We start from the raw sequence: 22,673 nt of genomic DNA, 5'->3' as shown, positions 1-22,673 counted from the left end.
TCAGCGCTTTCCGTCGTCCGGGACCGATCGCTGCGCACATATCCGAACCTGACTGACGGGATCCGCATCCATGGCACCTGCCCTTCCCAGTCCTGCCGCCTCCGGCGCCCCCTCCTTCCTCACGGTCGCGGAGGTCGCCGCCATGCTGCGGGTCTCCAAGATGACCGTCTACCGCATGGTCCACTCCGGCGATCTGCCCGCCATGCAGGTGGGGCGCTCTTTCCGGGTCCCCGAGCGCGCGGTGGCCGAGTACCTCTCCGCCGGCCTGGGTGACTGGGGCCACGAGGAGACGGAGGCCTCGGGGTCCTGAGACCCGCTAGACTCGCCGAGTCACATGAGTGGCCGGGTCGAGACATCCCATGAGGGCCCGTTACCGCCCTCGTCATCGCCCGACCATCAGGCCCGTCCGGCCGCGCGCCGGCCCGTCTCCGGATCCCGGGGCGCGGTCGGGCCCCGGCAAGTAAGACTGTGAGGAATGCCCATGGGTTCTGTCATCAAGAAGCGCCGCAAGCGCATGGCCAAGAAGAAGCACCGCAAGCTGCTCCGCAAGACGCGTCACCAGCGCCGCAACAAGAAGTGACGCGCTCCCCGGAGCCCAGTGAGGCTCCCGCCCCGGGCGTGCCCGCGCGCGCCCGGGCGCTGGGCGGCCAGGCGCCGTCCTCCCTCGCCGAGCTCACCACCCTGCGCATCGGCGGCCCCCTGGGCCACTATCTCGAGGCCTCCACGGAGGAGGAGCTGATCGAGGCGGTCCGCCGGGCCGATGCCTCGGGGACGCCTCTGCTCGTGGTTGGAGGCGGCTCGAACATCGTGGCCTCCGACGCCGGTTTCGACGGCCTCGTCCTGCGCGACGGCCGCGAGGAGGTCCGCGTCGTCTCCGAATCCGCCTGCGGCGGCGTCGAGATCACTGCCACCGGTGGCGTCGCCTGGGACGATCTCGTCAGCCGGGCGGTGGTCAGCGACTGGGCCGGATTCGCCCCCCTGTCCGGCATCCCCGGCAGCGTCGGGGCCGCCCCCGTGCAGAACATTGGGGCCTATGGCGCCGAGGTCGCCGAGCTCCTCGCCTCCGTGCGCGCCTGGGACCGCCTCACCGGCCGCATCGTCCACTTGCCGCTGGCGGACCTGCGCCTGTCCTACCGCGACTCCGCGATCAAGCGCTCGCTCACGGACGCCGCCACCGGCGGCGGGCGCATCTGGGGCCCGACGGGCCGCTGGGTGGTGCTCGCCGTGGGCTTCCACGTCCGCCTCGCCAGCCTCGCCGCCCCCATTGCCTACAGCCAGCTCGCCTCCGCGCTCGGGACCGAGCTCGGCGCGCGCGTCCCCGCGGTCGACGTCCGCCAGGCCGTCCTCGGCCTGCGCCGCTCCAAGGGAATGGTCCTCGACGACACCGATCACGACACGTGGTCCGCCGGCTCGTTCTTCACCAACCCGATCCTCACCGCCGAGCAGGCCGCGGGCCTGCCCGACGACGCCCCCCGCTTCCCTGTCGCCGACCACTCCCGCCCCACCGACACGGTGCTGGGCGCCCCCGTCATCGAGGGCATGGTCAAGACGAGCGCCGCCTGGCTCATCGACCACGCCGGTTTCCCCAAGGGCTTCGCCCTGCCCGGCGCGCCGCGCGCCTCACTGTCCACCAAGCATGTCCTGGCCCTGACCAACAGGGGTGGGGCCAGCGCCGCCGACCTCGTCGCCCTGCGCGACGCGGTGGTCGACGGCGTGCGCGAGCGCTACGGCGTCACGCTCGTTCCCGAGCCCGTCCACGTCGGCTGGTGAGCCAGCCAGTCGTCCACCTCGGCCAGCCAGCGCCGCTTGGATGACTCCTCGGCCAGGCTCGCCCGGATCGAGCCGCGCGCCAGTTCCGCCAATGCGTCGTCGTCGAGCCCCTGCGAGCGGGCGATCTCGTACTGGTCCGTCAAGCGCGAGGAGAACAGCAACGGGTCGTCCGCGCCCAGCGCGACCTGCGCCCCGTGGTCGATAAGCGCCCCCAGCGGCACATCCTCGGTGCGGTGGTAGACCCCGAGGCACACATTCGAGGCCGGGCACACCTCCAAGCTGATGCCCGCCGCCACGATCGCGTCCAGCAGGGCCGGGTCCTCGCCGGCCCTGACGCCGTGGCCCAGGCGGTGGGGGCGCAGGGCGGAGACGACGTCGCGCACGTGCTCCGGCCCCAGCAGCTCCCCGCCGTGGGGGAGGGAGGCCAGGCCCGCGCGCCGCGCGATGGCGAAGGCGGGGGCGAAGGCGGAGGTCTCCCCGGCCCTCTCGTCATTGGACAATCCGAAGCCGACCACCTGGCCCGGCCCATCGCCCGCATGCCGTGCGGCCAGTCTGGCCAGGGCTCGGGCATCGAGGGGGTGGCGGATGCGGGAGGCGGCCACGATGATCGCCACCTCCACGCCGGTCAGGGCGGTGGCCTGCGCCGCGGCGTCGAGGATGATCTCCAGGGCCGGCGTGATCCCGCCGACGAAGGGCGCGTAGGAGGTGGGGTCCACCTGCATCTCCAGGCGCCGCGAGCCCTCCGCGGCGTCGTCGAGCGCGGCCTCCAGCACGAGGCGGCGCATGACCCCCTCGGAGTCCACGAGGTGGCGGGCGGTGTCGTAGGCGCGCTGGAAACGGAACCAGCCCCGGTGGTCCGCCGGGACGCGCAGGGGATCGCCGTCCAGGAGCGAGGAGGGCAGGCGCGTGCGCGACGTCGAGGCCAGCTCGGTCAGGGTGCCCAGGCGCATGGAGCCCGTGAAATGCAGGTGGAGGTGCGCCTTGGGCAGGGCGGCGAGATCGCGCTGGCCGGTACCGGGGGGCCGGGCGCCGGTCGGCCCATCGGTGGAGGCGGGCGCCCCCATCGCGGCGGATGCGGTGGGCGCGGTGGGCGCGCTCGGCCCGGGGATCGCTGTGGGCACGGAGGCGATTCTCCCACGAGGACCGCCCGGTGATCGGATGTGCGCCGGTGCTGAGTGCGGCAGACTTATCGGCATGAGTCCATCGTCGGCATCCCGCGAGCCCGAGGAGGTCGCGCTCCTCACCGGGCCCCGAGCGGCCTCCGTCCTGTCCGCGGCCCTCGCCCCCGCGGGCAGGCGCTTGGACTCCTGGGAGGTCCATTCCGTCCACCACCGCCCCGGTGCGGGCGTGTCCGTGGGCTACACCGCCGTCGTGCTATCCGCGGATGGGCGACGCTCCACCGAGTACCTGTGCGCGACGACGGCGCGACTGACCAATCCGCAGGCGCCGGGCCTGACCCGCGTGGCGCCCACCGGCGGGGACGGGCCGGCCGTCCACGTGTGGCGCCACCCCGGGGACCCCGAGCTCCCCGCCCTCCCCGTGGCCTGCACGCCCTCCCTGCTCTCCCAGCGCTTGGGGTCCCCGGTCAAGGCGATGATGGTGGCTTACCGGCCCACGCGCCGCGCGGTGGTCAAGGTGACCTTCGCCGATTCCTCCACCGCCTACGCCAAGGTGCTGCGCCCCTCCCAGTCGAGGGCCCTCGCCCACCGGCACCGGATGCTCACCGCGGCCGGGGTCCCCGCCCCCGAGGTGCTGCGGGATGACCCCGATGGCCTTGTTCTGCTGTCCACCGGCAAGGGGAGGTCCCTGTCCGGGCTGCTCAGCCGAGGTATGGATCCCGAGCAGGCCACCCGTGTCTTCAACAACCTCACCGGCCTGCTCGACGCTCTTCCGCGGGCCTGCCTGGACCTGCCGGTACATCCGGCCTGGTCCGACCGCGCCCGCCACTACGCCCACGCCGCCGCCACCGTGCTGCCCGAGCACGCCTCGCGCGCCCGGGCCATCGCCGACGGCGTCGCCCAGCTCATGGCCACCTCGGACCCGGGCCCGGTGGCGCCGGTTCACGGCGACTTCTACGAGGCCAACGTGCTCATGGATGGCGAGTCCGTCTCCTGCCTGCTCGACGTGGACTCCCTCGGGCCCGGGCGGCGCGTGGACGACCTCGCCTGCCTGCTCGGGCACGTCAGCGTCCTCGACCACCTCGCCCCCGCCTCCTACCCTCGCCTGCGCCCGGCCCTGGAGACCTGGACTCGCCTGGCCGAGAAGCGGGTGGATCCCGTAGCGCTGCGGGCGCGGGCCGCCGGCGTGGTGCTGTCCCTCGTGGCAGGCGCCCGGCGCGAGGATGGCGGCCCATGGCGCTCCGACGCCGAGGGACGCCTGGCCCGCGCCGAGACCTGGCTCGCCCAGGCCCGCGAGCTCCAAGCCCGCCGCGGCCCCCACTGACACCGCCCCTCCTTCCCCCTCACCGAGACCGGTCGAAAACAGCGCCGAGACCGGTTCACATGGCGCACAGGAGCGTGCGCTCATTCCGGCTCGGGCGCCTCCGAGGGGTGATCGGGCGGCGCCGGCGGCCTGCTGCCTTCCGCGCAGGGAAACCCGTCCGGCGGACGGGTGCTCAGGCGACCTCGGCCAGAAGCGCCTGGAGGCGCCCCACGCCCTCGGTGATCGCGTCGTCGCTCGTGGCGTAGGACAGGCGCAGGAATCCGGACGGGCCGAAGGCCTCACCCGGCACCACCGCGACCTCGGCGTGCTCGAGGGCGAGCGAGGCCAGCGTGGCGGAGGAGTCGATGACCGTCCCGCGCAGGGACTTCCCGATCAGCGCCTCGATGCTCGGGTAGGCGTAGAAGGCGCCCTGCGGCGTCGGGACGGCGAGTCCGTCGATGGCCGAGAGCATCTCCACCATGACCTTCCGACGACGGTCGAAAGCCTCCCGCATCCGCGCCACGGCGGACAGGTCCCCGGCCACCGCCGCGAGCGCGGCCCGCTGGGACACATTGGCGACGTTGGAGGACAGGTGCGACTGGAGGTTCGTGGCGGCCTTGATGACGTCGCTCGGGCCGATCATCCAGCCCACGCGCCAGCCCGTCATGGCGTAGGTCTTGGCCACGCCGTTGAGGACGATGGTCTGATCGGCCAGCTCGGGGACGAGCGCCACGATGTGGGCGGGCTCGGCGTCGTCGTAGAGGAGGTGCTCGTAGATCTCATCGGTGATGACCCAGATGCCGTACTCGAGGGCCCACTGCCCGATGGCGGTGAGCTCAGCGGGCGTGTAGACCGAGCCGGTGGGGTTCGACGGCGAGCACAGGAGCAGGAGCTTCGTCCGCTCGGTGCGGGCGGCCTCCAGCTGCTCGACGGTGACCTTGTACTCCTGGTCCGCGCCGGCGAAGACCTCCACCGCGATGCCGCCGGCCAGGGCGATGACCTCGGGGTAGGTGGTCCAGTAGGGGGCGGGCAGGAGGGCCTCGTCGCCTGGGTCGAGGATGGAGGCGAAGGCCTGGAAGACGGCCTGCTTGCCACCGTTGGTGACGAGGATGTCGTCGGGGGAGACCTCGTATCCGGAGTCGCGCAGAGTCTTGGCGGCGATGGCCTCGCGCAGCGCGGGCAGGCCCTTGGCGGGGGAGTACTTGTGGTTGGCCGGGTCCTTGGCGGCGGCGATCGCGGCTTCGACGATGTAGTCGGGGGTGGCGAAGTCGGGCTCGCCGGCGCCGAAGCCGATGACCGGCCGGCCGGCGGCCGTGAGGGCCTTGGCCTTGGCATCGACGGCGAGGGTGGCGGAGGGGGCGATGGCGGACAGGCGCGCGGAGACGCGGCGCGCGGAGGAGGTGCTCACTGTGCTCACAGCACCCATGCTCCCATGGGCCGTGTTATCCGCATGTCACGCGCTCCCTCCCGCCCTCTCGCGAGACCGGTCGATATTAGGAACGAGACCGGTCGATCAGCACGGCAAGATTTGCGCTCGAGATGCCGCCAACCCGCCCCGCGCCTTCATGCCAGGGACATGAAGAGCTTCTCCAGGCGCGTGGCGTCCAAGGTCTGGCCGGACGGGTCCTCCGCGAGGCAGGCGCGCATCCCGGAGGCGATGATGGCAAGCCCCGCGCGGTCCACCGTTTTGCTCACAGCCGCGACCTGCACGACGACATCCTCGCAGTCACGGCCCTCCTCCAACCATGCGGATGACGGCGTCGAGCTGCCCGCGCGCCCGCTTGAGGCGGGTCAGCGCGGGACGCAGGTCCGTGGGGTCGAGCGCGATGCCCATGGTCATTCCTCCTTCATCGAGGGCGCTGCGGCGTCGTCCCGAGTGCCGGCCCCGCCAGCCGCGGACCAGGTGCGGTAGCCGCCGTCGAGATTGCGCGCCTCACGCCCCTCTTGAAGGAGGATACGGGTCGCGACGCGGCCGCGCAGGTCACCCCGCAACCTGCCGCCGGTTCCCCCATCGAGACCGGTCCGAGAACCGGTTTCGGCCAGGATTTCGACCGGTCTCGCTCCTATTTTCGACCGGTCTCGGCGATAAGAAGGGGTGATCGGTTAGATGCGGGTGGCGTCGAGGATGTGGGTGAGGAACGACAGGCGCTGCTCGGGGGCGGCCTCGGTTGGGACCTGGCACTTGGCTCCGAGGTAGGAGACCGGGGCGATGTTCTCCTCGGGGCCCTCGATGGGCTCCAGTGCGGCCAGCGCGCAGGCGCGCACATCCTCAGCGCTCATCACCGAGCCCGGCTCGTCGACATCGAGGGGCAGATGCCCATCCATCCAGGCCTTCGCGTAGCGGGTATCCGCAGGGCCGGCCCCGGAGAACATGACCCCCTCCAGCATCCCGGCGGCGCGGGCGAGGCGCACATGCTCCAGGGCGGTGGCAGCGTCGCGAGCCTCGAGGGCCGAGCGGCCCCAATTGAGGGACATGCGCGCGCGGGGGTGGTTGAGGACGTGCAGGACCTCCAGCTCCTCGTCGATCCCGAGCAGCTGCTTCTCTCCCAGGTCGGGCGCCACGAAGGCGTCGCAGTGCTCCACCAGGAGGAGCGCGCCGCCCCAGTCGTAGTCGATGATCTGCGACAGCGACTCCCCGAAGGCCTCGGCGCTGTGCGCCACCCCGGGCTCGCCCGAGGGCGCGGAGTGGACCTCGACGGCGGCCACGACGTCGCGACCGGCCGCCTCCCGCAGCGCCTCGACGCCGTCGCGTACCGAGCGGGTGAAGGCGAGGGCTGCGGCGCGGCCCTGGCGATCGGTCGAGGCCAGGCCGAAGGTGCCGGTGGTCCACACGCGCATCATGGTCCCGGGAATCGCGGTGATGATGTTGCGGTCCCAGTGGGGTGCGAGCTGGGAGGCCAACCAGGGCAGGCCGGCCGTCCCGCCGAGGTCGTCCCTGAAGGGGATCTCGAGCCCGCGGACGCCCGGGATCCGCGCCAGGAGCCGGTAGTACTCCTCCTGATCCTCCTGGGGCTCGGGCAGTGAGGCGTAGGCGCCGAGGATCGCGTCTGGGGTGGGATGCGATTCGCCGGGCGCCCCGGCTATCGGGAGGGTTGTGGCGGTGTTCCGGGCGGTGGTCATGGCGGCTTCCTCTTGCGAGGTCGAGTGGGGCCGGGGCGGTTCGGGCGCGGTGCGCGGGGGGGGGGTGCGGTCACGAGCTGCCAGCGGTACCTATCGTCGGATATCAGACAACGGTGGCTATAGTACCGGATTTCTCCAGGTTGTATCGCGTTGTCCCAGGTTTTGGAGAGGTGGCAGTGGTGCAGCCCACCTCCGCGCTGTTTCCACTCCCGAGGGAACCTGTGGCAGGATGGGTCACCGCTGAAGGGCAGTGGCGCAATTGGTAGCGCACCGGTCTCCAAAACCGGCGGTTGTGGGTTCGAGTCCCGCCTGCCCTGCTGAGAACGGCGGATCTGTCGGGAGATCCCGTCGGTTCGTCTTCTCATCCCGTCAGGGATGGTAAGGATTCGGACCGTCGAGCCCCCGAGGATCGTGAGAATGAGCGAGAGTGCCGCCAAGGATGCATCCACGCGCAGTGGCAACCCTATCAAGCGTGTCATGCGATTCATCCGCCAGGTCATCGACGAGATGCGCAAGGTCATCTGGCCCACGAAGAACGAGCTGTGGACCTACTTCGTCGTCGTCGTGGTCTTCATCGTCGCGATCATGGCCTTCACCGGTATCCTCGACACCATCTTCGACCGCCTGGTCCTGTGGGGCCTCGGCTGAGTCCCGCCGCGCCCAGCGCCCACCCGTCAGCCTGAAGAAGCCAGTGGAAAGCAGGTACACCGTGTCCGAAGAGACGCTCGAGGAAACCGCTGTCGAGGAGAGCGGTGGGGCCGCCAGCGCCGCCGCCAGCGCCGCCGCCCGGGAGGCCGCCGAGGGGTCCGCCGCCGCGCCCGGGGCCGTCGACGACGCCCCTGTCGTCGACCCTTTGGAGGACTTCCGCAAGGAGATGTCCTCCCTGCCCGGCCAGTGGTACGTGCTGCACACCTACTCCGGCTACGAGCGCCGCGTGGCCGCGGACATCAAGGCCCGCGCTGAGAACTTCGAGATCGAGGACTACGTCTTCGACGCCGTCGTCCCCATGGAGACGGTCATCGAGATCAAGGCCTCCAACAAGAAGAAGGAGGTGTCCCGGGTCCGCATCCCCGGCTACGTGTTCGTGCGGATGGACCTGGACGACCCGGAGACCTCCGACCACGTCTGGCGCACCATCAAGGACACCCCGGCCGTCACCGGCTTCGTGGGGGACCGCTACAACCCGGTGCCGCTGACCTTCGAGGAGGCCGTCTCCCAGCTCGGCCCCACCCCGGAGGAGGTCGCCGCCAAGCGGGCCGCCAGCTCGAATGCGAACCCCGAGGAGGGCGCTGCCGCGCAGGTTGTCGCCGGCGGCCAGGTCTACGAGGTCGCCTTCTCCGTGGGCGAGTCGGTCATCGTCACTGACGGCCCCTTCGAGTCGCTGCCGGCCACGATCTCCGAGATCCACCCGGACACCCAGAAGCTCCAGGTGCTCATCTCCCTGTTCGGCCGCGACACCCCGGCAGAGCTCTCCTTCACGCAGGTCTCCAAGATCTGAGGCAGGCCGCCTCGCCGCCCCCGCGGCGAGCAGCGCCGGTGCCCGGTATCACAGCGCGAATGCTTGTGATGCCGGGCACCGGGCGTGATCGGGGTGCCGCGCGGGAGCTAGGATGGGCCCTCGTGCGCCCTCCTGCGCACCGCCGTGCGGCAGGCGCGCGGCATCCGGACAAGAAAGACCCATACACATGGCACCCAAGAAGAAGGTCTCTGGGCTCATCAAGCTCCAGATCCAGGCCGGCGCCGCGAACCCCGCGCCGCCGATCGGCCCCGCGCTCGGCCAGCACGGCGTCAACATCATGGAGTTCTGCAAGGCGTACAACGCCGCCACGGAGTCCCAGCGCGGCAACGTCATCCCCGTTGAGATCACCGTCTACGAGGACCGCTCCTTCACCTTCGCCCTCAAGACCCCTCCGGCCGCCGAGCTCATCAAGAAGGCCGCCGGCGTGGCCAAGGGCTCCTCGACGCCGCACTCCGCGAAGGTCGGCTCGATGACCGCCGCCCAGGTGCGCGAGATCGCCGAGGCGAAGATGGCCGACCTCAACGCCAATGACGTCGAGGCGGCTTCCAAGATCATCGCCGGCACCGCCCGCTCGATGGGCATCACCGTCGAGGCCTGAGGCCCCGGCACCCCGATCAAGACCCCGTGGAAGGGCCATGCGCGGCCCGTTCACCACGACTGCCAAGGAGAAGCAGATGACCAAGCGCAGCAAGGCCTACCGCGCCGCCGCCGAGAAGATCCAGTCCGGGATCCTCTACACCCCGGCCGAGGCCGTGAAGCTGGCCAAGGCCACGTCCGTGACGAAGTTCGACTCCACCGTGGACGTCGTCCTCCGCCTGGGCGTGGACCCCCGCAAGGCCGACCAGATGGTGCGTGGCACCGTGTCCCTGCCGCACGGTACAGGTAAGACCGCCCGCGTCATCGTCTTCGCCCAGGGCGAGCGGGCCGAGCAGGCCCTCGCCGCGGGCGCCGACGAGGTCGGCGGCGACGAGCTCATCGAGAAGGTCGCCAAGGGCTGGACGGACTTCGACGCCGCCGTCGCCACCCCGGACCTCATGGGCAAGGTCGGCCGCCTGGGCCGGGTGCTGGGCCCGCGCGGCCTCATGCCGAACCCCAAGACCGGCACCGTGACGATGGACGTGGCCAAGGCCGTCACCGACATCAAGGGCGGCCGCATCGAGTTCCGCGTGGACCGCGCCGCGAACCTCAACTTCATCATCGGCAAGTCCTCGTTCACCGAGGCCCAACTCGAGGACAACTTCAAGGCCGCCCTCGAGGAGGTTCTGCGCCTCAAGCCGTCGACGTCGAAGGGCCGCTATATCCTCAAGGCCACCATGGCCACGACGATGGGCCCGGGCATCCCGATGGATATCACCAAGGCCTGAGCGCCTGACCGACCGCGTACGCCGGCCGTCCCCCACCGGGGCGGCCGGCGTCGTCGTCGGTACGCGCGCCGGGACCCCGGGGTAGCCTTGCGACGCCACCGCCCCGAAGGACCCCCCCCATGAGCGAGGCACCCCGCAACGACGCCCGCAGGCTGGGCAGCTCCTACGTCCTGGACTCGCGCATCGGCTCCGGGGCGCAGGGGGAGGTCTGGCGTGCGCACGCGGTCACCGCCCCCACACGAGCCCCTGGCCGTCAAGCTCCTGCGTGCGGACCTCGCCGCCGACGAGCGGGTCCTCGAGCGCTTCCTCAAGGAGCGCGCGACCCTCATGCGCGTGCGCTCTCCTTACGTCGTCGGTGTGCGGGACATGGTCGTCGAGGGAGCCACCTTCGCCATCGTCATGAGCTACGTCGGCGGCGGGATCTGCGGGGCTGCTGTCCACCACCGGACCGCTCGTGCCGGCTGACACGGCGCGCGTGGGCGCGCCCGCTTCGTGCCGCGCCTGGCCGACTTCGGCGTCGCCCGCCTCTCGCAGACCGTCGGCTCCTCCCACACGGCCGCGGCGGTCGGCACACCCTTGTACATGGCGCCGGGGGTCCTCGGACCGCAGGCGCCGACCTCGGCGGCCGACGTCTACTCGCTGGGCGTCGTTCTGTACGAGATGTCCTGCGGCATCACCCCTTTCGTCGGCTTGCCCGGCCAGGTGCTGGCCCAGCACGCACGCCGCGACCCCGGCCGCCCGGACGGGCTGCCCGAGCCGTTGTGGGCCCTGCTCACGGCGGTGCTCGCCAAGGACCCGGCGGCCAGGCAGAGCGCCGCCGCCGAGCGTGAGGGACCGCATAGCGGCAAAGGCGGCGGAGTCCTTCAGCGTGCCGGCCGGCGCATAGGCTGTGACGCGCGGGTCCTGGTCGCCCGCCTCCTCCCAGGTGAAGGGGTTGACGATGACATCGAGGAGGCCGAAGTCGTCGTCCTTGTAGTACAGCCAACGGGTCTGACCGTTCTTGGTGCTGGCGGCGGCGACGGCGGCGTTGGGGCGCTTCCCCTCCGGTGGTGCGTTGGCGATTACGGGTCATACGGATGATGTGGATTCTGAAGCGCATAATCAGCAGTTGTCTGAGCGTCGTGCTCAGGCTGTGGGTGACCGGTTGGCGCAGTTGGCTGATCTGTCGGGGTGGCAGGTGTCGCTTGCGGGTAAGGGTGAGTCTGAGCCTCGTGTTGCTAATGACTCGGATGAGAAGCGGGCGGTCAACATGCCGCCCAGGTGGCAGAGATACTGGGGCATTGGCGCTACGAACGCCTGCTCCCTGTCCCTGCTCAACGGGGCGACTCGTTACCTGCCGATGCAGAGAGTTGGTGGCTCGGGTGTGGTGTGGCCGATGACCAACCGGTCCGTGTTCCCCGTGCGGGGCCGGACGCCCCTGTCCTCGTGCCCGTCGTGTGGCCCGATACCGGTCAGGACACGGTGACGCTCGACCTGCCCGGCAACGGCAAGGACGAGAAGGCTATCGCCCTGCGCCTCACCGACATCCCCGTGGTCGAGGAGTGAGAGACGCCGGACGCAGGACCCGCTCCTGCCTGCTTACGCTCTGTCACCGCGCACGTGACGAGGACGGCGCCGCCATGACCAGCGTCATCGTCACGATGATCATCGGCCTGCGGCTCACACGACCGCGAGGGCCCACACGGTGAGGGCGCCGACGATGAGATAGGGGCCCATCGCGATCATCGTGTCCCTGCGTGCCCGGCGCACCGCCATGAGCACGATCGCCACCGTGCCCGCGAGGAACAGGCCGAGGACGGCGCCGACGACGGGCACCGCCCAGCCGAACCGCCCGAGCCACAGGCCGACGAGTGCGAGCAGCTTGACGTCCCCCATGCCGAGACCGGAGGGCACGAGGGACAACAGCAGCCCCACCCCTCCCAGAGCGGCGGCGGCGCCCAACGAACCGACGACTGGGGCCAGCACCCGCGCGCTCTCGCCGCCGGCGGCCAGGGCGAGGCCGACGGCGGCGGCGATACCGACGCCGGCCCCCACCGCCGCCAGGCCCAGCAGGACATTGGGCAGACGGTGGCAGACGGCGTCCGTGCTCCCCGCGACCGTCAGCGCCGCCACCACCGGCAGGGCGAGGGCCGCCTCATACCACTGTCCGGCCACGAGCGCGACCGTGCAGGCCAGGCCCCCGACGACGAGGAACAGGACCGTCTGCGGTGCGCTGAGCAGGAGATGATGCCGGCGCACGGCGCCGGGCACGATGGGGTCCACCGGCTGCCCGCTGCCCGTCACCGCCTCGGTCAGCAGCTCGCCGACGTAGTGGCGAGCGATCCGGGAGACAGGGCCGTGGACGGCGACGGTGCACACGGCGAGGGCGGCGAGGACGACGACGGACGTGAGAACCACGCACGACACTGTCTCACGACCCCGCCGCGCAGCACCGGCACGGGCGCCCCGTCGTGCGGGGCGAACGCCCCTGGTCGCAGGTGTGGAGCCGCCGGTAGCGCGCTGTGCGCCCAGACTGTCCCTCGGCAGCCCTACTGTGCCCCCACAGTCCTGTGAGGAGCCCCTATGCCACTGTCGCGACGTCTCCTGCTGTGGTCCTGCGGCAGCCGCCGCGCTCACCGCGGCCGGTGCGTACGTCCTCGCCGGCTGCTCCGACGACGGCTCGGGCGGCGGTGGGCAGGCCCAGGTCCCCGAGGACTGGGCGCAGGAGGTCATGGAGCCGCTGACGATCCCGCTGCCGGCCGCGATGAGCCTCTTCGCCCAGGAGAGCAGGTCCACCGACTTCTACTGGGACCGCTGCTGGACCACCTCCGCGACCGAGATCCCCACCTCCGACCTCGTCCTCGCCCGCCTGTGGGGGCCCGGCGCTGAGGACAACGCCTCCGTCACCCTCGGCGTCGCCTCGCTCGGCCAGATCGTCGGCGGGGATGTCACGGTCGGTGAGGTCAAGGAGAACGACGGCGGCTCGCGTCAGTCGCTGACGTCCTCCGCGGGCGCGGGCAGCGGTGCCGTGTGGTCGCTCACCAACGGTTTCACCGCGGCCGTCGTCGTCCTGTTCGGCCCGTCGGTGGACGAGGACATGATCGCCTCCTTCGACGCGGGCCTGACCCTGGCCGATGAGCCAGCGCTCGCGGCACCCGCCGAGGGCTGGCAGCGCCGTCAGGCCGCCGGCCTGTCGCTCCTCGTGGGCGAGAGCTGGAACGACGTCGGCCGGCCGGAGGAGCGCAACGGAGCCAACCCCTGGACGAGGGCGTGGACCAACCGTATCCCGACCGAGCCCCAGTGCGCCGTCATGGCCGGGGACGGGCTCACCGGTGCCTCACTGTCCGAGGCCGTCACGGGCTTCCTCAACGACCCGGGGTTGACTGCACTGCGCGACTCGGCGGTCTCGGCCTTCTCCAACGACTCGCTGGAGGGCCAGCGTGTCGACTTCCTGTGGAGCTGGGAGGGCGACTTCCCCGGCTGCATGTGGGTCGTGCGCGACGGCGACGTCAACCGGGCGGTCATCCTCATGCGCTGGGAGGCCTCCGGCGACCTTGCGCAGTACCGCGCCGCCGTCGAGGCTGGGCTCACCCTCCTCTAACGCCCGTCGCCCCGGCGCCCGCCGGGGCGACGGGCAGCACGCTGCCGGGTGCGATCCCCGCCTCCCGCGCTGCCCCCGCGGGCATCTCGACGACGGCGGTGGCGGTCGGTCGGCGCCCCGAGGCGACCTGGCCGGATGGTGCGCCCCGCGCGTGTGCGCGCCCGGATACGTGACCGATCGCACTGTGCAGGCCCGACCGCAGCGCTTGCGGTGCCCGGGAGCGTGACCGGTAGTGTGGCACCTGCCAAAGACCGCAGGTCTCCCGCGCGAGCGGGACCAAGTCCGCCATGGGCGGGGCCGGCGCAGGTGAGACGAGACCGCTCCAGCATCGCTGGGCCGCGAGCCCCGTGCCCACCGGCGCGGGGCTTCTTCCGTGAAGGGCGCTGCGGCAGACCACGGAAGGAGGGCCCATGGCACGGCCTGACAAGGAAGCGGCTGTTGCCGAGCTCGCGGACAAGTTCCGCGACTCCGGCGCCGTGCTGCTGACTGAGTACCGCGGGATGAGCGTCGCCCAGCTGAAGACGCTGCGCCGCTCGCTCGCCGGCAACGCCGAGTACACCGTGGTGAAGAACACGCTTGCCGCGATCGCCGCCCGCCAGGTCGGCTTCGAGGCATTCGCGGAGGACCTCAAGGGCCCCACGGCCCTGACCTTCGTCACCGGTGAGCCGGTGGAGGCCGCGAAGGCCCTGCGTGACTTCGCCAAGGACAACAAGGAGCTCGTCATCAAGGGCGGTGTCATGGACGGCTCCGTGCTGTCCGCCGACGGCGTCGACAAGCTCGCATCTCTTGAATCCCGCGAGGTTCTGCTCGCCAAGGCCGCGGGCGCTATGAAGGCGTCCCTGTCCAAGGCCGCGTACCTCTTCGCCGCGCCGGCCTCTAAGGCCGTGCGCACCGTCGACGCCCTGCGCGACAAGCAGGAGGCCGCGGCCTGATCCGGGCCGCGCGCGTCATCCCCCATCCTGCCCGCGCAGGAACCACTTAACCAGGAAGGAACGCCCATCATGGCGAAGCTGACCACCGACGAGCTCATCGAGGCCTTCAAGGAGCTCACCCTCATCGAGCTGTCCGAGTTCGTCAAGGCCTTCGAGGAGACCTTCGACGTCACCGCCGCCGCCCCGGCCGCCGTGGCCGTGGCCGCCGCTCCCGGCGCTGCCGCCGCCGGTGGCGAGGCCGCCGAGGAGAAGACCGAGTTCGACGTCATCCTCGAGGCCGCCGGCGACAAGAAGATCCAGGTCATCAAGGAGGTGCGCGCCCTGACCTCCCTCGGCCTGAAGGAGGCCAAGGACCTCGTCGACGGCGCTCCGAAGCCCGTCCTCGAGGGCGCCAACAAGGAGGCCGCCGAGAAGGCCAAGGAGCAGCTCGAGGGCGCCGGCGCCACCGTCACCCTCAAGTGAGCCCATCCCCGACGTCGGCGCGCGGCCACGCGGCCTGAGCTGACGCGGGGACTCACTGATCGCCCTGGGCCCCGGCCACCGTCTGGTGGCCGGGGCCCAGGTGCGTGCTGCCACGTCAGCCCCTGCCGTTCCCCGGTGGGTCTCAGATCCCGTCGATGACCGCGTTGAGAGCGGCACTGGGGCGCATGACGGCGGCGGTGAGGTCGGCGTCCGGGTGGTAGTAGCCGCCAATATCCGCGGCGTTTCCCTGGACAGCGAGCATCTCGGACTGGATCGTGCCCATGACGGCCTCCAACTCCTCGGCGACGGGGCGGAAGACGTCGGCCAGCTCGGGGTCCTCGGACTGGGCGGCCAGGGCACGCGCCCACTCCAGGGCGAGCCACGCGGAGGAGCCGCGGTTGTCGATCTGGCCGCGCTTCCGGCCCGGGGAGCGGTCGGCCTCGAGGAAGGCGGTCGTGGCGGTATCGAGAGCATTGGCGAGGATAGCGGCGGCCGGCTTCCCACCGCGGTCGGCCACGTGGCGCAGGGCCTCGGCCAGGGCCAGGTACTCGCCCAGGGAGTCCCATCGCAGGTGATTCTCCGCCAGCAGCTGGGCGACGTGCTTGGGGGCCGAGCCGCCCGCGCCCGTCTCGTACAGGCCCCCGCCGCTCATGAGGGGCACCACGGAGAGCATCTTGGCGCTCGTGCCCAATTCCAGGATCGGGAAGAGATCCGTGTTGTAGTCGCGCAGGACGTTGCCGGTCACGGAGATCGTGTTCTCGCCCCGGCGTGCCCGCTCCAGTGACAAGCGCGTGGCCGCCACCGGGTCGAGGATGCGGATGTCGAGCCCTGCGCCATCCGCCGAGCCCTCCACGGGGTCGTCATCGCCGTCGGCCCTCTCAGTGCGCTTATCGGCGCCGTCGCCGCCCTCGGTGAGGGCCAGGCCCTCCTCGGCCAGGTAGCGCGTGACGAGCGAGATGAGGACGGCGTCGTGGGCGCGATCCGGGTCGAGCCAGAACACTGCGGGAGCCCCGGTGGCGCGGGCGCGGGCGATGGCCAGGCGCACCCAGTCGCGGATGGGGGCGTCCTGCGTCGTGCAGGCGCGCCAGATGTCCCCGGCCTCGACCTCGTGGGAGAGCAGCACGGTGCCGGGCTCCACCCCCGCTCCCTCGATCGCGACTACCTCCACGGTGCCGGCGGCGTCCATGATGAAGGTCTTGTCGTGGCTCCCGTACTCCTCGGCCTTGCGGGCCATGAGCCCCACGTTCGGGACCGTGCCCATGGTGGTGGGGTCGAGGGCGCCATGGGCCTTGCAGTCCTCGATGACGGCCTCGTAGACGCCCGCGTAGGAGGAGTCGGGGATGACGGCGAGGGTGTCGCGCAGCTCGCCGTCGGCATCCCACAGGGTCCCCCCGCGGCGGATCATCGCCGGCATGGAGGCGTCGATGATGACATCGGAGGGCACATGGAGGTTGGTGACGCCCTTGTCCGAATCGACCATGGAGATCGCGGGGCCATCGGCCAGCTCGGCGGCGATCGCCTCGCGGATCGCCTCCCCGCCCTCGATCTCCTCGAGCCCGGCGAGGATCGAGGCGAGCCCGTCCTCGACCCGCAGCCCGGCGGCGGCGAGCGCGTCCCCGTGCTCGGCCAGCGTCCTCGGGATGACGGAGGCGACGGCGTGCCCGAAGATGACCGGGTCGGAGACCTTCATCATCGTGGCCTTGAGATGGACCGACAGCAGCAGACCCTCCTCCTTGGCGGCGGCCGCCTGCGCGGCCAGGAAGGAGTCGAGGGCGGCGGCGCTCATGCGCGTGGCGTCAACGACCTCGCCCGCCGTGACGGCCAGGTGGTCGCGCAGCACGCGGGGCTCGCCACCGCCCGTGGGCACGAAGCGGATCTCCAGGGCGCCGTCCTCGCCGACGACGGTGCTGCGCTCGTTGTGCTTGAAGTCGCCCTCGTCCATCGTGGCCACGCGGGTGCGCGACTCAGGGGACCACTCGCCCATGGAGTGCGGGTGGGAGCGCGCGTAGGCCTTGACGGAGGCGGGGGCGCGCCGATCGGAGTTGCCCTGGCGCAGCACGGGATTGACGGCGCTGCCCTTGACCGCGTCATAGGCGGCGCGGACCTCCTCCGCCAGGGGCGAGGCCGGGGCGTCCGGGTACTCGGGGATATCGAAACCCTGCTCCCGCAACTCGGCGATTGCGGCCTTGAGCTGAGGCAGTGAGGCGGAGATGTTGGGGAGCTTGATGATCGTGGCGCTCGGGCAGGACGTGAGGCCCCCCAGGCGGGCCAGGTCGTCGTCAGCCAGCCCGAAGGCCGCCAGGATGCGCCCCGCCAGGGAGATATCGGCGACGCCGACGCTCACCCCCGCCGCGCGCGTGTAGGCCTCCACGATCGGCAGGAAGGAGGCCGAGGCCAGCATGGGGGCCTCATCCGTGCGGGTCCAGACGATGTCGGGCTCGGCGGCGGTGGTCTGGTGGTCGGTCACTGGAACGGCTCCTCGGGTCGGCGCAGCGGCGGTGGACGTAAGACGGGGCGGTGCGAGCCGGCGCTGGACAGCGCCGACCCATGGGATGGTTCAGGCGGAGGCGCCCTCATAGCGCTGGCGCACCGCGGCCTTGGCGGCCTGGATCGCCCGGCGCTGCTCCCGCTTGTTCGCGGCGCGCCAGGCCAGCGAGGGGCGGCCGGCGCGGTCCACGGAGGCCAGCAGGAGGCCCGCGCCCAGCGCGCCCCGGCGCAGGAGCCCGGAGACGGCGTCAAGGCGCGCCTCCCTGCCCTTGACCGCCCACACCGGGTGGTTGACGACGGCGAGCGGCACGTTGATCGCGGCCAGCACGGCGGCGCTTGTGCGCGGCGCGCGGCCAGTGGCCAGGCCTAGGCCCGCGGCGACGCTCACGGCGCCGAGGGCGCGGGCGGCCAGGGCGGCGTCGGAGTCCATCACCGGCGGGACGCCCACGCGCTCCAGGGCGGGCGTCACCCTCCTCATCCTCTCGACATGGCGCTTGGGGCGGGCGATCGCGTCGATGCCATCGACGACGAAGCTCGCGGCGAGCAGGGGACGGGCAACGGCGCGCAGAAGATCCATGCCCTTATCCTGGCCCACCTCGGCGGCGCGGGCCAGGCTCAGGGCCCCGCGAGTCCGCGCCACGCGCGCAGCGTTCCGCGCAGACCAGGCCGCACCCCGCCCCGCCAGCAGGCCGGGGAGCCGTCGGGCTGGGGGCGCCGCCCGGATCGTGGGGCCATAACCGCTCATCGGGGCCTCAACCTCGCGCTCGGCCCTTAGATATCGGCTACGGCGTTCTCGATGGCGCCCGGGGCCCGCTCCGCGCGGGGCGCCTCGACCGCCGTGGCCGGCACGCGGACCGCCACGAGGAAGGCGACGGCCCCGCCATTGACAGGCACACGATGATCGCCAGCCACGCCCGGCGGCCCAGGGCGAAACGCTCCTCGGGGGTTGTCCACCATCGCCGCAGCGCCGCGACGAGGAGACGGACGATCTCGATCGTCAGCGCGCTGGCCAGTGCCGCAACTGTCGTGCTGCTCGGGACTACTCCTGGCCGCTCGCGGTGGTGGTCCTCACGGCGCGGCGGATCGCGGCCCGGGTCGCGGCGATGGCGAGGCCCGTGGCCGCGGCGGTCGCCCCGACGACGACCGCCGCCTGCTGGGCGCGGCCGACCCGTCCCCGTGCTTGGAGGGCGCCGGCGATCCCTGCGCCGGTGAGCAGGAGCGAGGTGGTGGCGTGGCCGAGGCGCTGCGGGAGGTGCGCGTCGAGCGCGAGGTCTACCGCGCCCAGCGCGGTGGCCGCGAGCACGGCTGGCGCGAGGCTCGACGCTGATGTCGCCCGGACCCTCGGCGGAGCGCTCCTGCTAACGGCACCGGCGCCAATGGCCGCTCCCGCGGCGAGCGCGGCCGGCGCCAGGCTGAGCGCGCTCATGCCCGCCGGGCCCAGGCGCAGGTCATCGCCCAGGTCATCCGGGTTGGTCCAGCCCGCCCTTGCCGCGAGGGCCCCGAGATTGAGGTCCCAGCCGATGCCCCAGGCGCGCGGCACGAGGAGGGGGGGGCGGTGGGGGAGTAGTGGCGGGCGGCCCGCTCGCGCAGACCGCGGGGATCGAGCGAGATGGGGATCCCGAGGATCCTGGGGGCCTCGGCCGGTGCGGCGTCGTCCCACTCGGCGTCCTCCCATGAGGTCGGCATGTCGGTGCCCGGGGTCCGGGTAGGCGAGAGCGCGGCGCGCGATTCAGCGGTGCTCACGAGTCTTCTCCTTCGTCGTTCTCGTCGTTGCCTGTGGGGATCTCGTGGGGTGGCCGGGCTGCGCGGACCTCGTGGATCGTGCGGGGCGATCGGGGCGCGTGGTGCCGCCCAGGAGGGCGGTCATGTCGCGACTCAGGGCCAGCCATACCCGGCGTTGTGCGGCCAGGCGCTCGCGCCCGGCCTGTGTGAGCAGGTAGTAGCGCCGAGGCGGCCCGCTGGGGGATTCCTGCCAGGTGGTCTCCACGACCCCGACTGCGCGCAGGCGGGACAGGAGCGGGTAGACGGTCCCCTGCGGGGCGGCGAGGGCGGGAAAGGCGGCGAGCTCCTCGATGAGGGCGCCGCCATAGATGCCGTCGGGCTCGGCGCGCTCGACCAGTGCCAGGACGGCGAGCTCGAGCGCGCCCTTGCGCAACTGTGGCTCCGCGGTGCCAGCCGCGGTCGTCTTCGAGGCTCTCGCTGGTCCGGTCATCCCCCGCTCAACTCCTCCGCCCCGTCTTCCTGGTCCCGCCATATATCTTGCAATGCAAGGTACCTGGTGTCAGCATCTCCATGAGGTCGTCGCGGGCGTCGGCCCGGCCTGCTCCGGCTTGGCCCCACCGCGTGTCGTCGGACTCGGATGTGCGCCCTGAAGCCGCAGAAACCGTCTCGACCCGCTCTTGCGCCCTCAAACGACGAGAATGAGGGCGCAAGAGCGGGTCGAGACGGTATATCGGGGACGAGACCGCGGTTGCGGCGCGCCGCCGGACCGGGAACAAGTGAGCCCGGACCGGGAACAAGCGCGTCGTCGTCGTCGTTGGAGGAGGCGATGACTGTGATGACCGAGACGGCCGCGCTGCCTAGCCCTGTGGCCCTGATGACCCCTGTTCTCGCCTCCCTGACGGGCGGAGCCCCGCGCCGGCCTTCCCGCGCCGCGCGGCGCATCGCGCTAGGCTCGCCGGTGATGACCCACCAGCAGACCCAGCGCGGCGAGCGCTCCGTGAGCACGATCGACCACGAGGACCGCCTCACCGGCGAGTCCTCAGCCGCACCGACTCCTGCGGACTCCGGGAGCGTCATCCTCGACGACACCCAGGAGCTCGGGGACCACCGCGACACTCCGATGCGAGCCCCCGCCGAGGAGGACGCCGAGGCCCGTGCCGCCCGATTCGAGGCCGAGGCCCTGCCCTACCTCGACCAGCTCTACGGCGCCGCCCTGCGCATGACGCGCAACCGCTCCGACGCCGAGGACCTCGTCCAGGACGCCTACGCCAAGGCCTTCGCCTCCTTCCACCAGTACCGCCCCGGCACCAACCTCAAGGCCTGGCTCTACCGGATCCTGACCAACACCTTCATCAACTCCTATCGCAAGAAGCAGCGCGAGCCCCTGCAGTCCGACGCCGACGCCGTCGAGGACTGGCAGCTCCACCGCGCCGCCTCCCACGATTCCGTCGGGCTGCCGAGCGCGGAGTCCCTCGCGCTGGACGACATGCCTGACGAGGAGATCAAGGCGGCCTTCAATGAGCTGACCGAGGAGAGGCGCCTGGCTGTCTACCTCGCCGACGTCGAGGGCTTCGCCTACAAGGAGATCGCCGAGATCATGGGCACCCCGATCGGCACCGTCATGTCCCGCCTGCATCGCGGGCGCCGTCAGTTGCGCGAGCTGCTGGCCGACCACGCCCGCCAGCTTGGCTACCTCCCCGGCGACGACGAGGAGGGCGAGTGATGGGCGCGCCCGATGCCAGCGCCGCCGCTCGCGGCACCGCGACCGGTGAGACCGAGACGCCCTCGTCCCCGGAGAGCGGCTGTATCTCCTGCGAGGAGATGATCGCCCACCTTCAGGCCTTCCTCGACCATGAGTGCGAGCACTCCGTCGCCGAGCGCCTGGTGCGGCACGTGGCCGAATGCGAGCACTGCGCCCAGATCGCCGACGCCGAGCAGCACCTGCGCGCCATCATCCGCTCGCGCTGCGCCGAGCAGGCGCCGCCCGAGCTCCGCGCCCGGGTCCTGGGGCGCCTCGCCGTCCTGCGCGGGACGAGCGGCGTCGCCTCCGTGTCCCGGACGACCTCCACCATCGTCTCCAGGGATGGCTCCCGGGTGACCGTCACCCGGACGAGCTCGATGCGCATCGAGAGGGACTGAGCCCAGGAGCCCGCGCTGGTTCGCGGTCCTCGCGGGCGTGCGCGCTCGTCCTGTGGCCAGGCGCACGCCGACGGGGCCGCATCCGATTGGTCGGGCCTTGGTGCGGTGTGGGAGGATGGTGCGCGTTCCTTGCCCCCTCGTGGGGCGGATCCGACACGAGGAGGCAACCATGAGCAAGCGCGGTCGCAAGCGCAGGGCCCGGGCCAAGAGCGGGGCCAACCACGGCAAGCGCCCCAACGCCTGAGCCGGGCGGTCACGCCCCGAGCATCGAACGGCGGCGGCCGACCACCCTTGTGATCGGCCGCCGCCGTGCTGCGGCCATCCTCCAGGGCGCCGCTGCGCCCCGGCCTTCGGGCGGAGCACGACGCTGATCCCCTGGCGGTCCCCGCGAGGCTCCAGGTCCCTTGGCCCGCCGTCGAACGATGGGCCGACCGCTAGCGGGCCTGCAAGCCCATGACGGACCGTTCGTCGCGGTCCCACCGCAGCCCGAGCAAGAACACCACGATGCCGCAGGCCTCAGGCGGGGGCCTCAACCCCCAGCCACTCGTACCAGCCGCGGTGCAGCACCAGCCAGGCCATGAGACCGTAGCCGGTCTGGGCCGGGTGCCCGGCGCCCCCGGCCACGTCCGTGAGCCACTGGTCATGGTGGCGCAGCGGGTCGAAGACCTCCACGTAGGGCGTGGAGCGGCGCCGGCACACCTCGGCCGACGCATGCGACAGCGCCGCCGTCGCATCGGTGTCCGCGTGGGGGAGCGGCGGCGGGCCGACGACGAAGCAGGGCCGGTGCTCGCTGGAGGCCTTGTCGAGGATATTGGCCAGGGCCAGGCGCGACCGCGCGGCGGACATGCCCGCCAGCACATCCCCGACGCCGATGCCGATGACGAGCCGGTTGGCCCGGGTGTGGGTGGAGCGCGGCACCACCTCGGCGTGCCAGCGCTCGGCGAGCTGGGCGAGGGTCTCCCCGGGGATCGCCAGGGTGGAGGGGAGCAGGTCCGCCTCGCGGGGTGTGCGCGCCAGGACGCGGCCGGTCCAACCCAGCGCCCGGGCATCGCCGTATCCGGCGACGATCTCATCTCCGATGAAGTGGATCCTGTTGGCGTCGGCTGCTCCAGGGACGGCTGCTGCGCTCATTGACGGTCTCCTGTTCGTGCGGGAGT

At 71.9% G+C, this 22,673-nt stretch carries 29 protein-coding genes and 1 tRNA gene; 18 read left to right on the top strand and 12 right to left on the bottom strand.

Annotation, left to right across the window (positions count from 1 at the left end):
• Positions 1 to 70: 70 nt before the first annotated feature.
• From B1H50_RS04260 to B1H50_RS04250, 3 genes are all read left to right on the top strand, one after another.
• Complete coding sequence (locus B1H50_RS04260) at positions 71 to 310, top strand: helix-turn-helix domain-containing protein (protein WP_073451475.1); 240 nt, start codon at positions 71 to 73, stop codon at positions 308 to 310.
• A gap of 171 nt (positions 311 to 481) precedes the next feature.
• On the top strand, positions 482 to 580 hold the full coding sequence (locus B1H50_RS04255; RefSeq protein WP_003792170.1) for a 30S ribosomal protein bS22: 99 nt from the start codon (positions 482 to 484) through the stop codon (positions 578 to 580).
• Positions 577 to 1,770 (top strand): UDP-N-acetylmuramate dehydrogenase, encoded by a 1,194-nt coding sequence (locus tag B1H50_RS04250; RefSeq protein ID WP_080462531.1) that lies wholly within the window; start codon positions 577 to 579, stop codon positions 1,768 to 1,770. Before B1H50_RS04255 ends, B1H50_RS04250 begins: the two co-directional genes overlap by 4 nt.
• Here B1H50_RS04250 and B1H50_RS04245 read toward each other — a convergent pair.
• On the bottom strand, positions 1,725 to 2,834 hold the full coding sequence (locus B1H50_RS04245; protein WP_080462606.1) for an adenosine deaminase: 1,110 nt from the start codon (positions 2,832 to 2,834) through the stop codon (positions 1,725 to 1,727). The genes B1H50_RS04250 and B1H50_RS04245 overlap by 46 nt on opposite strands.
• A 130-nt stretch (positions 2,835 to 2,964) precedes the next feature.
• Between B1H50_RS04245 and B1H50_RS04240 the strand changes: the two genes are divergently transcribed.
• A complete protein-coding gene (locus B1H50_RS04240) occupies positions 2,965 to 4,212 on the top strand; it encodes a phosphotransferase (protein WP_080462530.1) in 1,248 nt (415 codons plus the stop codon).
• 172 nt (positions 4,213 to 4,384) lie between these two features.
• On the opposite strand, the gene B1H50_RS04235 is transcribed toward B1H50_RS04240, so the two are convergent.
• The 4 genes from B1H50_RS04235 to B1H50_RS04225 all read right to left on the bottom strand — a co-directional run bounded on the left by B1H50_RS04235 (position 4,385) and on the right by B1H50_RS04225 (position 7,311).
• Positions 4,385 to 5,617 carry a pyridoxal phosphate-dependent aminotransferase gene (locus B1H50_RS04235; protein ID WP_080462529.1) on the bottom strand — a complete coding sequence of 411 codons (1,233 nt, stop codon included), beginning with the start codon at positions 5,615 to 5,617 and terminating at the stop codon, positions 4,385 to 4,387.
• A 137-nt stretch (positions 5,618 to 5,754) separates the two neighbouring features.
• Positions 5,755 to 5,901 (bottom strand): metal-sensitive transcriptional regulator, encoded by a 147-nt coding sequence (locus B1H50_RS10160; RefSeq protein ID WP_229657951.1) that lies wholly within the window; start codon positions 5,899 to 5,901, stop codon positions 5,755 to 5,757.
• A 16-nt stretch (positions 5,902 to 5,917) separates the two neighbouring features.
• A complete protein-coding gene (locus tag B1H50_RS10155; RefSeq protein ID WP_229657950.1) occupies positions 5,918 to 6,031 on the bottom strand; it encodes a metal-sensitive transcriptional regulator in 114 nt (37 codons plus the stop codon).
• Positions 6,032 to 6,294: 263 nt separating this feature from the next.
• Complete coding sequence (locus B1H50_RS04225) at positions 6,295 to 7,311, bottom strand: DUF4862 family protein (protein WP_080462528.1); 1,017 nt, start codon at positions 7,309 to 7,311, stop codon at positions 6,295 to 6,297.
• Positions 7,312 to 7,555: 244 nt separating this feature from the next.
• Here B1H50_RS04225 and B1H50_RS04220 point away from each other — a divergent pair.
• The 8 genes from B1H50_RS04220 to B1H50_RS10105 all read left to right on the top strand — a co-directional run bounded on the left by B1H50_RS04220 (position 7,556) and on the right by B1H50_RS10105 (position 11,659).
• Positions 7,556 to 7,628: transfer RNA gene (locus B1H50_RS04220), tRNA-Trp, on the top strand.
• A 100-nt stretch (positions 7,629 to 7,728) separates the two neighbouring features.
• Positions 7,729 to 7,959, top strand: a complete 231-nt coding sequence (secE, locus tag B1H50_RS04215) for a preprotein translocase subunit SecE (protein ID WP_073451469.1) — start codon at positions 7,729 to 7,731, stop codon at positions 7,957 to 7,959.
• Between the two features lie 61 nt (positions 7,960 to 8,020).
• Positions 8,021 to 8,809: a transcription termination/antitermination protein NusG gene (nusG, locus tag B1H50_RS04210; RefSeq protein WP_080462527.1), complete on the top strand. Its 789-nt coding sequence runs from the start codon at positions 8,021 to 8,023 to the stop codon at positions 8,807 to 8,809.
• Between the two features lie 187 nt (positions 8,810 to 8,996).
• Entirely contained in the window at positions 8,997 to 9,428 is a 432-nt protein-coding gene (gene rplK, locus B1H50_RS04205; protein WP_080462526.1) for a 50S ribosomal protein L11, read from the top strand.
• 76 nt (positions 9,429 to 9,504) lie between these two features.
• Positions 9,505 to 10,194, top strand: a complete 690-nt coding sequence (gene rplA / locus B1H50_RS04200; RefSeq protein WP_080462605.1) for a 50S ribosomal protein L1 — start codon at positions 9,505 to 9,507, stop codon at positions 10,192 to 10,194.
• 213 nt (positions 10,195 to 10,407) lie between these two features.
• Positions 10,408 to 10,659, top strand: coding sequence for a protein kinase family protein (locus B1H50_RS09945; RefSeq protein ID WP_229657949.1), 252 nt, complete (start codon positions 10,408 to 10,410; stop codon positions 10,657 to 10,659).
• A 27-nt stretch (positions 10,660 to 10,686) separates the two neighbouring features.
• The gene (locus B1H50_RS09940) at positions 10,687 to 11,274 is read left to right on the top strand and encodes a protein kinase domain-containing protein (protein WP_229657948.1); all 588 of its coding nucleotides are present in this window, start codon (positions 10,687 to 10,689) and stop codon (positions 11,272 to 11,274) included.
• Complete coding sequence (locus B1H50_RS10105) at positions 11,198 to 11,659, top strand: OmpA family protein (RefSeq protein WP_308421838.1); 462 nt, start codon at positions 11,198 to 11,200, stop codon at positions 11,657 to 11,659. The genes B1H50_RS09940 and B1H50_RS10105 overlap by 77 nt, the downstream gene beginning before the upstream one ends.
• A 194-nt stretch (positions 11,660 to 11,853) precedes the next feature.
• Here the strand turns inward: B1H50_RS10105 and B1H50_RS04185 are convergent, their stop codons facing one another.
• A complete protein-coding gene (locus B1H50_RS04185; protein WP_080462524.1) occupies positions 11,854 to 12,591 on the bottom strand; it encodes an A24 family peptidase in 738 nt (245 codons plus the stop codon).
• Between the two features lie 136 nt (positions 12,592 to 12,727).
• Between B1H50_RS04185 and B1H50_RS04180 the strand changes: the two genes are divergently transcribed.
• The 3 genes from B1H50_RS04180 to rplL all read left to right on the top strand — a co-directional run bounded on the left by B1H50_RS04180 (position 12,728) and on the right by rplL (position 15,168).
• Positions 12,728 to 13,774: a hypothetical protein gene (locus tag B1H50_RS04180; RefSeq protein WP_143231761.1), complete on the top strand. Its 1,047-nt coding sequence runs from the start codon at positions 12,728 to 12,730 to the stop codon at positions 13,772 to 13,774.
• A gap of 410 nt (positions 13,775 to 14,184) precedes the next feature.
• Positions 14,185 to 14,706, top strand: coding sequence for a 50S ribosomal protein L10 (gene rplJ / locus B1H50_RS04175; RefSeq protein WP_080462522.1), 522 nt, complete (start codon positions 14,185 to 14,187; stop codon positions 14,704 to 14,706).
• 69 nt (positions 14,707 to 14,775) lie between these two features.
• Complete coding sequence (rplL, locus tag B1H50_RS04170; RefSeq protein WP_073451464.1) at positions 14,776 to 15,168, top strand: 50S ribosomal protein L7/L12; 393 nt, start codon at positions 14,776 to 14,778, stop codon at positions 15,166 to 15,168.
• Between the two features lie 142 nt (positions 15,169 to 15,310).
• Here rplL and B1H50_RS04165 read toward each other — a convergent pair whose 3' ends face one another.
• From B1H50_RS04165 to B1H50_RS04150, 5 genes are all read right to left on the bottom strand, one after another.
• Entirely contained in the window at positions 15,311 to 17,635 is a 2,325-nt protein-coding gene (locus tag B1H50_RS04165; RefSeq protein WP_080462521.1) for an NADP-dependent isocitrate dehydrogenase, read from the bottom strand.
• Positions 17,636 to 17,725: 90 nt separating this feature from the next.
• Positions 17,726 to 18,232, bottom strand: a complete 507-nt coding sequence (locus B1H50_RS04160) for a DoxX family membrane protein (RefSeq protein WP_080462604.1) — start codon at positions 18,230 to 18,232, stop codon at positions 17,726 to 17,728.
• A gap of 194 nt (positions 18,233 to 18,426) precedes the next feature.
• Entirely contained in the window at positions 18,427 to 18,549 is a 123-nt protein-coding gene (locus B1H50_RS10080) for a hypothetical protein (RefSeq protein ID WP_268237222.1), read from the bottom strand.
• A 145-nt stretch (positions 18,550 to 18,694) separates the two neighbouring features.
• A complete protein-coding gene (locus B1H50_RS04155; protein ID WP_080462520.1) occupies positions 18,695 to 19,195 on the bottom strand; it encodes a hypothetical protein in 501 nt (166 codons plus the stop codon).
• 189 nt (positions 19,196 to 19,384) lie between these two features.
• Positions 19,385 to 19,867: a PadR family transcriptional regulator gene (locus B1H50_RS04150; protein ID WP_080462519.1), complete on the bottom strand. Its 483-nt coding sequence runs from the start codon at positions 19,865 to 19,867 to the stop codon at positions 19,385 to 19,387.
• A gap of 630 nt (positions 19,868 to 20,497) precedes the next feature.
• Here B1H50_RS04150 and B1H50_RS04145 point away from each other — a divergent pair.
• From B1H50_RS04145 to B1H50_RS10130, 3 genes are all read left to right on the top strand, one after another.
• Positions 20,498 to 21,100: a sigma-70 family RNA polymerase sigma factor gene (locus tag B1H50_RS04145; protein ID WP_167370992.1), complete on the top strand. Its 603-nt coding sequence runs from the start codon at positions 20,498 to 20,500 to the stop codon at positions 21,098 to 21,100.
• On the top strand, positions 21,100 to 21,516 hold the full coding sequence (gene rsrA, locus B1H50_RS04140; protein ID WP_080462517.1) for a mycothiol system anti-sigma-R factor: 417 nt from the start codon (positions 21,100 to 21,102) through the stop codon (positions 21,514 to 21,516). Before B1H50_RS04145 ends, rsrA begins: the two co-directional genes overlap by 1 nt.
• Before the next feature lie 169 nt (positions 21,517 to 21,685).
• Positions 21,686 to 21,760 (top strand): 50S ribosomal protein bL37, encoded by a 75-nt coding sequence (locus tag B1H50_RS10130; RefSeq protein WP_373284822.1) that lies wholly within the window; start codon positions 21,686 to 21,688, stop codon positions 21,758 to 21,760.
• 272 nt (positions 21,761 to 22,032) lie between these two features.
• On the opposite strand, the gene B1H50_RS04135 is transcribed toward B1H50_RS10130, so the two are convergent.
• A complete protein-coding gene (locus tag B1H50_RS04135; RefSeq protein ID WP_080462515.1) occupies positions 22,033 to 22,647 on the bottom strand; it encodes a GDSL-type esterase/lipase family protein in 615 nt (204 codons plus the stop codon).
• Between the last annotated feature and the right edge of the window lie 26 nt (positions 22,648 to 22,673).

This window comes from Actinomyces gaoshouyii (assembly GCF_002072175.1).
In the GTDB taxonomy this organism is placed as follows: domain Bacteria; phylum Actinomycetota; class Actinomycetes; order Actinomycetales; family Actinomycetaceae; genus Actinomyces; species Actinomyces gaoshouyii.
This window is presented reverse-complemented; position numbering and strand designations above follow the sequence as displayed.